8 protein-coding genes are annotated in these 12,544 nt (G+C 69.1%); 5 read left to right on the forward strand and 3 right to left on the reverse strand.

Annotation, left to right across the window (positions count from 1 at the left end; genetic code table 11):
- Positions 1-35: 35 nt before the first annotated feature.
- Positions 36-2,072, forward strand: coding sequence for an ATP-dependent DNA helicase (locus ACY466_RS15235; protein WP_463246283.1), 2,037 nt, complete (start codon positions 36-38; stop codon positions 2,070-2,072).
- On the opposite strand, the gene glgP is transcribed toward ACY466_RS15235, so the two are convergent.
- Entirely contained in the window at positions 2,073-4,664 is a 2,592-nt protein-coding gene (gene glgP / locus ACY466_RS15240; RefSeq protein WP_463246285.1) for an alpha-glucan family phosphorylase, read from the reverse strand. It abuts the gene before it with no gap.
- A gap of 215 nt (positions 4,665-4,879) precedes the next feature.
- Between glgP and ACY466_RS15245 the strand changes: the two genes are divergently transcribed.
- Genes ACY466_RS15245 through ACY466_RS15255 form a run of 3 tightly spaced genes read left to right on the forward strand, consistent with a single transcriptional unit; the run spans position 4,880 to position 10,562 of the window.
- Complete coding sequence (locus ACY466_RS15245) at positions 4,880-6,886, forward strand: maltotransferase domain-containing protein (RefSeq protein ID WP_463246287.1); 2,007 nt, start codon at positions 4,880-4,882, stop codon at positions 6,884-6,886.
- Positions 6,883-9,102: a 1,4-alpha-glucan branching protein GlgB gene (glgB, locus tag ACY466_RS15250; RefSeq protein WP_463246289.1), complete on the forward strand. Its 2,220-nt coding sequence runs from the start codon at positions 6,883-6,885 to the stop codon at positions 9,100-9,102. The genes ACY466_RS15245 and glgB overlap by 4 nt, the downstream gene beginning before the upstream one ends.
- Entirely contained in the window at positions 9,102-10,562 is a 1,461-nt protein-coding gene (locus ACY466_RS15255) for a neutral zinc metallopeptidase (RefSeq protein WP_463246291.1), read from the forward strand. The genes glgB and ACY466_RS15255 overlap by 1 nt, the downstream gene beginning before the upstream one ends.
- Before the next feature lie 12 nt (positions 10,563-10,574).
- Here the strand turns inward: ACY466_RS15255 and ACY466_RS15260 are convergent, their stop codons facing one another.
- Together ACY466_RS15260 and ACY466_RS15265 are read right to left on the reverse strand one after the other, a co-directional pair.
- Positions 10,575-11,462, reverse strand: a complete 888-nt coding sequence (locus ACY466_RS15260) for a co-chaperone YbbN (RefSeq protein WP_463252316.1) — start codon at positions 11,460-11,462, stop codon at positions 10,575-10,577.
- 73 nt (positions 11,463-11,535) lie between these two features.
- Entirely contained in the window at positions 11,536-11,877 is a 342-nt protein-coding gene (locus ACY466_RS15265; protein WP_463252317.1) for a DUF3817 domain-containing protein, read from the reverse strand.
- A gap of 187 nt (positions 11,878-12,064) precedes the next feature.
- Between ACY466_RS15265 and mce the strand changes: the two genes are divergently transcribed.
- On the forward strand, positions 12,065-12,544 hold the full coding sequence (gene mce, locus ACY466_RS15270; RefSeq protein WP_463246293.1) for a methylmalonyl-CoA epimerase: 480 nt from the start codon (positions 12,065-12,067) through the stop codon (positions 12,542-12,544).

The following is a 12,544-nucleotide window of genomic DNA, read 5'->3' on the forward strand; positions in this document are numbered from 1 at the left end:
CCGGTTTCCGCCGCCCGACGGCGTAACCTCGCACGGTGCCGAAGTCCGAACTGCCTCCCGTCCCCAGCCTGCTGAGCACCGCGGTGACGGCCCTCGGCGGCACCGAGCGCACGGCGCAGCTGACCATGGCGTCGGCGGTGGCGCACAGCATCGACACCGGTGAGCACCTCGCTGTCCAGGCCGGAACGGGCACCGGAAAGTCCTTGGCCTACCTGGTCCCGGCCCTGCGGCACGCGGTGACCTCGGGCAAGACCGTCGTCGTGTCGACGGCGACCATCGCCTTGCAACGTCAGCTCGTGGACCGCGATCTTCCGCGGTTGTCCAAGGCCCTCACCGGCGCCCTGTCCCGCACGCCGCAGTTCGCGATCCTCAAGGGTCGGGGCAACTACCTGTGCCTCAACAAACTGCACGGTGCGCCGTCGGAGGCACCCGAGGACGAGTTGTTCGACGCGTTCACCGTCTCCCGCCTCGGCCGCGAGGTCAAGCGCATCACCGAGTGGTCGTCGGACACCGAGACCGGTGACCGCGACGAGCTCACTCCCGGCGTCTCCGATCAGGCGTGGCGGCAGATGAGCGTCACGTCGCGGGAGTGCCTCGGCAAGGCTCGGTGCCCCTACGGCGAGGACTGCTTCGCCGAACTCGCGAAGGTCGACGCGGCCAAGTCCGACGTCGTCGTGACCAACCACGCCATGCTCGCGATCGATGCCATCACCGGCATCCAGGTGCTCCCGGAACACGACGTGGTGGTCATCGACGAGGCCCACGAGCTGGTCGACCGGGTGACCTCGGCCGCCACGGCCGAGATGTCCGCCACCGCGATCGGCGCCGCCATGCGCCGGTGCGGGAAGTTGGTCGAGGACGAGATCCTCGATCGGCTCGCCTCCGCCGCGGAGGGATTCGCCGCGCTGCTCGACGAACTCGTCGGCGGTCGCTGGGAGGAGCTCCCCGACGGGGCCGGCCAGACCCTCGCCGCCGTGCGGGACTCCGCCTGGGCGGTGCGCACGGCCATCGGGCCCACCGAGCGCGGCGCGGCCGCCGATCCCGACGTCGCCGCCGCCCGCACCGCCGCCCTGGCCGCGATCGACGACGTCCACGACACCGCGGTGCGCATCCTCGAGACCTTCCAGGAGACCGATCCGGCCAAGCGACGCGACGTGGTGTGGTTGTCGGTCGACGAGTTTCGGGGCGTCGTGCGGCGCGTGGTGCGCGTGGCGCCGCTCTCCGTGGGCGGACTCCTGCGTACTCGCCTGTTCGCCGAGGCGACGGTGGTGCTCACGTCGGCGACGCTCACCGTGGGCGGCTCCTTCGACGGCCTCGCCGTCAACTGGGGACTTCCGGCGGAGAACCCGACGCGAGTCGACGCGGCCCTGGCCACGGGTACGCAGGCACCGTCGGACACCGAGTCGTTCCGCTGGAACTCGCTCGACGTCGGCTCCCCGTTCGATCACGGCAAGGCGGGCATCCTCTACATCGCGAAGCATCTCTCGCCTCCCGGCCGTGACGGGACCTCACCGTCCCAGCTGGACGAGATCGCCGAGCTGGTGAAGGCCGCCGGTGGCCGCACGCTGGGACTGTTCTCCTCGATGCGCGCGGCGAAGGCCGCCGCCGCCGAGATGCGCGAACGCCTCGACACCCCGGTGCTGTGTCAGGGTGACGACGCGACGGGCGCGCTGGTCGAACGGTTCGCGAAGGACGAGGCGACATCGCTGTTCGGCACCCTGTCGCTGTGGCAGGGCGTCGACGTCCCCGGCCGCTCGCTCACCCTGGTGATCGTCGACCGCATCCCGTTCCCGCGGCCCGACGATCCCCTGCTCGTCGCCCGTCAGCGCGCCGTGGAGTCCCGCGGCGGCAACGGCTTCCTCGCCGTCGCCGCCAACCACGCCGCACTCCTGCTGGCCCAGGGCGTGGGTCGGTTGCTCCGCAGCGTCGACGATCGCGGGGTCGTCGCGGTGCTCGATCCCCGGTTGGCGACGGCCCGGTACGGCGGCTACCTCCGCGCGTCGTTGCCGCCGTTCTGGGAGACCACCGACCCGGAGATCGTGCGCAAGGCACTCACCCGCCTGACCTCCTGATCAGTGCTGGACGGGCCCGACCACGCGCCCGAGCTCGGCGTCTCCGGCCAGCAGCGGGTGGTGGGGCAGGACGCGCACGGTGTAGCCCACCGATCCGGACAGCGGGAGCGTGGTGTCGATCGACCACGCCTGTCCGCCGTCGTGTCCGGGCCCGGCGAGCGCCATCGGCACCGTCACCACGTCGGTCAGGTTCTCGTCCTGGTCGACGTGTCCGAACACGGCCTGAACGGTCACGTCCTCCGGGCTCAGCCCGGCGAGTTCCACGGTGGCGGTGATGGACAGTGTCGCCCCCAGCACCGGGGTGTCGGGCAGCCCGTCACTGTCGACGTCGAGCACGGTCACCGAGGGCCACGCCGCGTCGATACGCCGCCGGTACTCGGCGACGGCCTTGGCGCCCGCGAATCCGTCCGCGGCCACCTGTCGACCCGCACGCGAGGCCGGCCCGTAGTACTGCTCGGTGTAATCCCGAACCATGCGGGAGGCCAACACCTTGGGCCCGAGAACGTGCAGGGTGTGCTGCACCATCTCCACCCACCGGACCGGCAGGCCGTCGGTACCCCGGTCGTAGAACTTGGGCAGCACCGACTTCTCGAGCAGCTCGTAGAGGGCGGCGGCCTCGAGGTCGTCGCGTCGGCTCTCCTCCACGACTCCGTCGGCGGTGGGGATGGCCCAGCCGTTCTCCCCGTCGTACATCTCGTCCCACCATCCGTCGCGGATGGACAGGTTCAATCCGCCGTTCAGCGCGGACTTCATGCCGGACGTGCCGCAGGCCTCGAGCGGACGCAGCGGGTTGTTGAGCCAGACGTCGCAGCCCCAGTAGAGGAAGCGGGCCATCGACATGTCGTAGTCCGGCAGGAAGACGATGCGGTGTCGCACGTCCTCCTGATCGGCGAAGCGCACGATCTGCTGGATGAGGGCCTTGCCGCCGTCGTCGGCGGGGTGGGATTTACCCGCGACCACCAGCTGAACGGGGCGGTCCGGGTCGAGCAGCATCGCGCGCAGCCGTTCGGGTTGGCGCAGCATGAGCGTGAGCCGCTTGTAGGTGGGCACGCGTCGGGCGAATCCCACCGTCAGCACGGACGGATCGAACACGTCGTCGGTCCAGGCGAGCTCGGCCTCGGTCGAGCCCCGCTCGATGCAGGAGTTGCGCACACGGCGCCGCACCTCGGCTACGAGCTCCGCGCGGAGGTCGTTGCGTGTTCGCCACAGCTCGTCGGCGGGAACGTCCTGGAGCTGCTCCCAGCCGCGCGCCTCCTCCATCGGCCGGGTCCCCTCGGCCTTCTCCCCCAGCTCCGACCAGCGTGGCGACGCCCAGGTGGGAGCGTGGACGCCGTTGGTGACGGACCCGATGGGTACCTCACGTGCGTCGAATCCCGGCCACAGCTCGTCGAACATTCCGCGACTGACCTGCCCGTGGAGTCGCGAGACCCCATTGGCGCGCTGCGCCGAGCGCAAGCCCATGTGCGCCATGTTGAAGAGCGCCGGATCGCCCTCGCGACCCAGTTCGAGGATGCGATCGAGGTCGATACCGGGCAGCAGCGAGGACTCCGCGGAGCCGTCGCCGAAGTAGAGACGAACGAGTTCGGCCGGGAACCGGTCGATGCCCGCCGGGACGGGGGTGTGCGTGGTGAACACCGTCGAGGCACGCACCGCCGCCAACGCCGCGTCGAAATCGAGCCCGTTCTTCGCATCCGCGACGAGTTCCCGGATGCGTTCGAGTCCGAGGAAGCCTGCGTGACCCTCGTTCATGTGGAACACGCTCGGATCGTCGAGACCGTGATACGAGGTGTACGCCCGCACGGCCCGGACGCCGCCGACGCCGGCGAGGATCTCCTGCTTCACCCGATGGTCCTGGTCACCGCCGTAGAGCCGGTCCGTCACCCCGCGCAGATCCGGATCGTTGTCGGCGATGTCGGAATCGAGCAGCAGCAACGGAATTCGGCCCACCTGCGCGATCCAGATGCGAGCCCGCAGCACCCGGTCGCCCGGCATGCCCACGTGCACCAGCACCGCGGCGCCGGTCTCGTCGGTGAGCAGTCGCAGCGGGAGTCCCTGGGGATCGAGCGACGGGTAGCGCTCCGCCTGCCATCCGTCGGCGGTGAGCGACTGTCGGAAGTATCCGGAGCGGTAGAGCAGACCGACACCGATCAGTGGCAGGCCGAGATCGGACGCGGCCTTGAGGTGATCGCCGGCCAGGATGCCGAGCCCGCCCGAGTAGTTGGGCAGTACCTCGGACACGCCGAACTCCATCGAGAAGTACGCGATCCCGGCGGGAAGGTCGGCCCCGGCCTCGAGCTCCTGCTGGAACCATCTCGGCTCCGCGAGGTATCGGTGCAGGTCCGCCTGCAGATCGTCGACGCGGGTGACGAACGCGTCGTCCTCGGCGAGCGAGGTCAGCCGGTCGGCCGCGACCTCACCGAGGATGCGCACGGGGTCGCGGTCGCCGGACACCCACAGCTCGGGATCGATGCTCTCGAACAACTCGAGGGTGGGTGCGTGCCACGACCAGCGGAGGTTCACCGACAGCTCGGCCAGGCCGGCGAGACGATCGGGAAGTTGGGCGCGGACGGTGAATCGACGGAGTGCTTTCACGCGTCGAAACACTACGGGCCGACCGCGGCGCGCACCGTCGTTCGGCGTAGTCCGCGTTTGTTCGTCGCGCATTCGGGTAAGGCTCGCGAGAGCAGACGCCGCGCAGCCGACTCGACTACGGTTGGGCGCGGCAGGACATCTTCACGAGACCAGCCAGGCAGACCATGCACCTCCGAACACCAGAACTGGCGACCACCAGCAGAAAAGGGGCTTCGGTGACAGGCCGTATCGGCATCGACGACGTACTACCCAACACATCGTCCGGTAAATATCCCGCCAAGGCCGTTGTGGGAGAATCCTTCCCGATCACGGCCGCGGTGTGGCGCGAGGGCCACGACGCCGTCAACGCCACCCTCGCGGTGCGCGGACCCGGTCAGGGCAAGTCGGTACACATCCCGATGACGCCCGGCACGGAGCCGGACATCTTCCACGGACTCTTCACCCCCGACCGCGAGGGCTTCTGGATCGCGCGCATCGAGGGGTGGGGCGATCCCATCGCCACCTGGATGCACGGCGTCGAGGCCAAGCTCGGTGTCGGTCAGGGCCCCGAGGAGCTGGCCAACGACCTCGAGATCGGTGCCCAACTCTTCGAGCGCGCGGCCAAGAACGTCGGGCGCACCGACCGGTCGACGCTCGAGCACGTGGTGAGCGCGCTCCGCAGCGACATGCACCTCCCCTCACGCGTGGCACCCGCGTTCACCTCCGACGTCCGCGAGTTGCTGCAGGCGAACCCGCTGCGCGAACTCGTCACCCGCGGTGAGGCCATCAACGTGTGGGTCGACCGCCGTGAGGCCCTCGTGGGGTCCTGGTACGAGCTCTTCCCCCGGTCCACCGGCGGTTGGAACGACGACGGAACGCCGAAGCACGGCACGTTCGAGACCACCATCGGTGCACTCCCCCGTGTCGCCGCCATGGGCTTCGACGTCGTCTACTTCCCCCCGATCCACCCCGTGGGCCGCGTCAACCGCAAGGGTCGCAACAACACCCTCACCCCCGGGCCGACGGACGTGGGTTCGCCGTGGGCCATCGGCGCCGTCGAGGGCGGGCACGACGCGACGCACCCCGAACTGGGCTCGGTCAAGGACTTCCGCAATCTCGTCACGGCCGCGCGCAAGCTCGGCCTCGAGGTGGCGCTGGACTTCGCGCTGCAGTGCGCACCCGATCACCCGTGGGCCAAGGCCCACCCCGAATGGTTCACCGTTCTTCCCGACGGCACCATCGCGTACGCGGAGAACCCTCCCAAGAAGTACCAGGACATCTACCCGGTCAACTTCGACAACGACCGCAAGGGCATCTACGCCGAGGTCCTGCGGGTCGTGAAGTTCTGGATCAGTCAGGGCGTCAAGATCTTCCGGGTCGACAACCCGCACACCAAGCCGCCGGACTTCTGGGAATGGCTCATCGCGGAGATCAAGAAGTCCGATCCGGACGTGCTGTTCCTCGCCGAGGCCTTCACCCGTCCGGCACGGCTCTACGGCCTCGCCCGACGCGGATTCACGCAGTCCTACACGTACTTCACGTGGCGGGTGGCGAAGTGGGAACTGACGGAGTTCGGCACCGAGATCGCCGCCAAGGCGGACCTGGGTCGACCCAACCTGTTCGTCAACACCCCGGACATCCTGCACGAGAGCCTGCAGCACGGTGGGCCGGGAATGTTCGCCCTGCGAGCGGCGTTGGCGGCCACGCTGTCTCCGACGTGGGGTGTCTATTCCGGGTACGAGCTCTACGAACACCTCGCGGTCCGCGAGGGCAGCGAGGAGTACCTGGACTCGGAGAAGTACGAGTTGCGTCCCCGAGATTTCGAGGGCGCCCGCGCCCGCGGAGAGTCCCTGGAGCCGTGGCTGACCACGCTCAACGCGATTCGCAAGGCTCATCCGGCGTTGCAGCAACTGCGCAACATCACGTTCCACAACGTCGAGAACGACGCGCTGATCGCCTACTCCAAGTTCGATCCGGTCAGCGGTGACGCCGTTCTGGTGGTGATCAACCTCAACCCCTACGGGGCCGAGGAGGGCACGGTGTGGATCGACATGCCGTCCATCGGTCGCGACTGGCAGGAGCGCATGGCGGTCACCGACGAGGTGAGCGGTCAGCAATTCGAGTGGGGCCAGGCAAATTACGTCAAGCTCGAGCCCTGGCGCTCGGTGGCCCACATCGTCGCGCTGCCGCCCGTGCCCGAACCGGCTCGCACCGAGCTCGCCTTCCGTGGAGGAAAATCATGACCGACACCACCTCGACCGGAGCGGGTGCGGCGGACACCGTCGCGACACCGAGCAATCACGATCTGTCGCTGCTCGCCCGCGGGCACCACCACGATCCGCACTCCGTCCTCGGCGCCCATCCGGTGAAGGGGGGCACCGTGATTCGCGCACTGCGTCCCAACGCGCAGAGCGTGACGGCCGTCATCGGCGGCACGGATCACCCCCTCACCCACGTGGCGCAGGGCGTCTTCAGCACCCTCGTTCCCATCGAGGATCTGTCGGATTACCGTCTGCGCGTGGAGTATCCAGGCGGTCACGACGTGACGATCGCCGACGGCTACCGCTTCCTGCCCACCCTCGGTGAACTCGATCTGCACCTGTTCGGCGAGGGGCGGCACGAACGTCTGTGGGAGATCCTCGGCGCCCACACCCGCTCGTACACCACCCCCGACGGCGAGGTGGCCGGCACGTCGTTCGCCGTGTGGGCCCCCGGTGCCGTCGGCGTCACGCTCGTCGGCGAGTTCGACGGGTGGGGCGGTCAGACGTGGCCGATGCGGGTCCTCGGATCCACCGGCGTGTGGGAGCTGTTCGTTCCCGACATCGGGGCCGGCACCCTGTACAAGTTCCGTGTCCACGGCAAGGACGGCTCCACCGTCGACAAGGCCGATCCGATGGCCTTCGCCACCGAGGTCCCGCCGTCGACCGCGTCCGTGGTGAACCACTCCACGTACACCTGGAACGATCAGGAGTGGATGGACGAGCGTGCCACCCGTCAGCCCCACAAGGAGCCGATGAGCACCTACGAGGTCCACCTGGCCTCGTGGCGACCGGGGTTGAACTACGCCGAACTCGCCGAGCAGCTGTCGGCGCACGTGCGGGCGACCGGCTTCACGCACGTCGAGCTGCTGCCCGTCGCGGAGCATCCCTTCGGCGGTTCCTGGGGCTACCAGGTCACCTCGTACTACGCACCGACCTCGCGTTTCGGCACCCCGGACGATTTCCGAGCCTTCGTCGACCTGCTGCACCGCGACGGCATCGGCGTCCTGGTGGACTGGGTTCCGGCCCACTTCCCCAAGGATCAATGGGCACTCGCGCGTTTCGACGGCTCCCCCCTGTACGAGCACGGTGATCCGCAGCGCGGAGAACAACTCGACTGGGGCACCCTCGTCTTCGACTTCGGCCGCAGCGAGGTCCGCAACTTCCTCGTCGCGAACGCGCTCTACTGGCTCGACGAGTTCCACATCGACGGTCTCCGCGTCGACGCCGTCGCTTCGATGCTCTACCTGGACTACTCCCGTCCCGAGGGAGGGTGGAGCCCCAACGTGCACGGCGGCCGCGAGAACCTCGAGGCCGTGGCGTTCCTGCAGGAGATGAACGCCACCGTCCACAAGCACCACCCCGGCGTCGTCACCGTGGCCGAGGAGTCCACGTCGTGGCCCGGCGTCACTCGCCCCACCAATCTCGGTGGTCTGGGCTTCTCCATGAAGTGGAACATGGGGTGGATGCACGACACCCTCGGGTACATCGGCCGGGATCCCATCCACCGCGCCTACCACCACCACGAGGTGACCTTCTCTCTCGTCTACGCGTGGAGCGAGAACTTCGTCCTCCCCATCAGCCACGACGAGGTGGTGCACGGCAAGGGCACATTGTGGTCGCGCCAGCCGGGCGACGACTGGGCCAAGGCCGCCGGTCTGCGCGGCATGCTCGCCTACATGTGGGCGCATCCGGGCAAGCAACTGCTGTTCATGGGCCAGGAATTCGGACAGACCGCGGAGTGGTCCGACGAACGCGGTGTCGACTGGCACGAGCTCGAGGGCGACGGGACCAACGCGCTTCACCGGGGTGTGATGGATCTGGTGGGCGACCTCAACCGCACCTACGTCGCCAGCCCCGAGCTGTTCACGCAGGATTCTTCGCCCGCAGGCTTCTCCTGGATCGACGCGAACGACACCGCGAGCAACGTGCTCAGCTTCCTCCGGTACGGCGAGGACGGGTCGGTCGTGGCCTGCCTGTTCAACTTCTCCGGTTCTCCGCGCGGCGAGTACCGTGTCGGTCTACCCGAGACGGGACGATGGGCCGAGATCCTCAACACCGACGCCGAGACCTACGGTGGCTCGGGCGTCGGGAATCTCGGATCGGTCGAGGCCGTCGATCAGTCCTGGCACGGACGCCCGGCGTCGGCTCGGGTGGCGCTGCCGCCGTACGGAGCGATCTGGCTCAGACTGGAGAAGTGATGGTCGGCGCTCGCGTTCGCCCGACGAGCATCGTGAGCGCCGTCGCGTCGTTGCTGGTGGCGGCTCTGGCCTCGACCGCATGCAGTGCGGTGGTCGACGGCCGCGCCGTCTCCATCTACGACGATCCCTTCACCGTCGCCGGGCTCGACGTCACCGACGGGCCGTCCGGGCCCCGGCCGGGTGTCGCCCACGCCCGACTCGACGTCGTCGGATTCGACGGCTCCGAGGTCGACGTCATCGCGGTCGACGCCGTCGACGACATCCAGAAGTTCTGGCGGCTGACCTACCCCACCCTGTTCGGCGACGATTTCGCCCCCGTCGATCGCCTGTTGTCCTGGGATGCCACGACCGGGGACGGGCCCACGTTCTGCGGCGATCCGACCGTCGATCTCGCCAACGCCGGGTACTGCTCGTCGGACGACAGCATCGGCTGGGATCGCGGCGTCCTGATGCCCGCGATCATGGACGCGTTCGGCCCCATGTCGGTGGTCATGGTGCTCGCTCACGAGTACGGGCACGCGATCCAGAACCGGTCCGGACTCATCGGCGAGGACGATCCCACCCTGGTGGCAGAACAACAGGCCGACTGCTTCGGAGGCGCATTCATGCGGCACGTGGCCGAAGGCGAGTCCACCCACTTCACCCTGAACACCGCGGACGGCCTCAACGACGTGCTCGCGGCCACCGTCGCCGTCCGGGATGTGGACCCCGGTGACCCCGAGTCCGTTCACGGTTCCGCATTCGAGCGCGTGACCGCCGCACAGATCGGCTTCACCGACGGGGCGGCCGCGTGCACGGCCATCGACGAAGCCGAGGTGGAATCGCGGCGCTCGACGTTGCCCCGCGCGTTCGACGACCCGTTCGACACCGGTGAACTACCGGTCACACGCGAGACTCTCCAACAGTTCGCGGCCACGTTCGAGCAGGTCCTCCCGACCCCGGACCCGCCGGCCGTCGAGTACACCGGCGCGGACACCGGGTGCGCCGACGCCCGCCCCACCGAGCCGGTGTCCTACTGCCCGGCCACCAACACCATCGGCATCTCGGTCGACGCGCTGGCTGCCGTCGGCGAACCATCGGCGGTCGACGACGACGAGTTGCTTCCCATCGACGTGACCGGGGACTACAGCGCCTACGTGCTCTTCGTGTCTCGCTACGTGCTCTCCGTACAGAATCAGGCGGGGCAGTCGCTGACCGACGCGCGAACTCCGTTGCGGTCCGCATGCCTCTCCGGTGCGGTGACCGCGGCCCTCAGTCCGTCCGTGGACGGTCCCACTGCCGGCGCCGTGGTCACCCTGTCTCCGGGGGACCTGGACGAGGCCGTGTCGGGTCTGCTCACGGACGGCTTCGCGGCCAGCGACGTCGACGGTCGCACCGTGCCCAGCGGGTTCGCCCGCGTCGATGCGTTCCGCCACGGCGTGCTGGGAGGACAGGACGCCTGCGCCGGCCGGTACAACTGATCCGGCCGAGGGTCAGAAGAGTGCAGAGGCCAGCTTGCGCCGCGCCGCGATGACCAGCGGATCGGCCGGGTCGAAGAGTTCGAACAGCTCCAGCAGCCGCGCGCGAGCGGTGGCGCGATCGTCGTCGCGAGTACGCCGCACGAGTTCGACGATGCGCGCGAAGCTCTCCTCGGTCCGCTGCTGGTAGAGCAGCGCGTCGGCGGCCTGCAGCCCGAGTTCGACGTCGTCCGGGGCCGCGTCGGCCTGCTCGATCGCGTCGTCCGGCAGGGTCTGGACGCGCGCGAGGAAACGCACCTGGCGGACACCGTTGAGCGCCTGCTTGTTGCCGGGCTCGGCGTCGACGATGGCCTGGAACGCTGCTTCGGCACCCGCGAGGTCACCCTCGGCGAGCGCGTTCTCGGCCGCGTCGAACCGCGGGTCCTCGGGTTCCTCGGCGGGCGCGTCACCGTCGGCCGGGGTCGGACCGGTGAGCTTGCCCTCCACGGCCTGCGCGATCGCGCCGAGCCACTGGCGCAGGTTCTCCTCGGGCTGTGCACCCTGGAGGTCGGCCAACGGCTGACCCGCGGCCACGGCGACGAGCGTCGGGACCGCCTGGACGCCGAAGGCCTGTGCGATACGCGGGTTGACGTCGACGTCGACGTTCGCCAGCACCCACGCGCCGTCACCTTCGGCGGCGAGCGTCTCGAGCGTTGCGGTCAGTTGCAGCGACTGCGGGGATCGCGGCGAGAGAAGGTTGACGATGACCGGCACCTGGTTGGATTTCACCAGGACCTGTGTCTCGAAATCGGCCTCGGTGACGGTCACCGCCACCGGCGTCCCGTCGGACGCGGCCGGCGGCGGCGGGGATGCCGCGGCCTGCGCCTTCGCCTTGAGCCCCGAGAGGTCGACGGCTCCGGACATGGCGGCCGCGGTGGCTGCGGACGGGCGTGCGGGTGGGCGGGATCCGGGTCGAGTCACACCCGGTATTTTGTCACTACTTCCGCACGGACGGCGACGCGGTGCCGGGCACGGTCGCCGCGGGCGCCAGACGGCCGGTGCGCGCGGCCCACATCTCGAAGACGACGGTTCCGAACGGCGGGATACCGGCCAGCAGCGCGACGATCGTGAGCTTGCGGCTCCACTTCAGTGTCAGCGCGGTCAGTACCGTCACCACCAGGTAGAGCACGAACATGCCGCCGTGCAACGCACCGGGGAGCGCCACGGCTTCGTCGTTGCCGGGGTTGGGGATGTACTTGAACCCCATGCCGATCAGCAACAGCAACCAGGTCACGGCCTCCGCGAAGGCGACGACGCGGAAGATGCGGACGATCGGCATGCGCGACGGGGCGGGCGTGCCGGACACAGTGGGGGACGTCGAGACGGAATTGTCGGCCATACGTTCATTGTGCCGTAGCCCGATGTCCGATTTCGACGGCTCTCGAGTGGGTTCCACCACGGTGGCGCCGTTCCTTTGTGACCTACGCCACCGTATGTTCGGAGCGTTCACCCGTTACCGTCGGGGGATGAGCACCGACGCAGCACCCGCCGGCACCGCGACGGCCGAAGCGATCCGAGCCGGTCTGGTCACCGCGATCGATCACGTCGGCATCGCCGTGGCCGACCTCGACGCCGCCATCGACTTCTACGGCTCGCACTTCGGTCTGACCGTCACGCACCGGGAGGTCAACGACAGCCAGGGCGTGGTCGAGGCGATGCTCGGGGTTCCGGGCGCGTCCGATCAGGCGTCGCAGATCCAGCTGCTGGCGCCGCTGGACGAGACGTCGACCATCGCGAAGTTCCTCGACCGCAACGGTCCCGGACTCCAGCAGCTCGCGTTTCGCGTCTCCGACGTCGAGAACGTCGCCGACTTTCTGCGGGCCCGCGGCGCCCGATTGCTCTACGACGAGCCGCGGCGGGGCACGGCCGATTCGCGCATCAACTTCGTGCACCCCAAGGACGCCGGCGGCGTGCTGATCGAACTGGTCGAGCCCGCGCGGGGCTAG

This window comes from Rhodococcus sp. K11/5 (assembly GCF_055193735.1).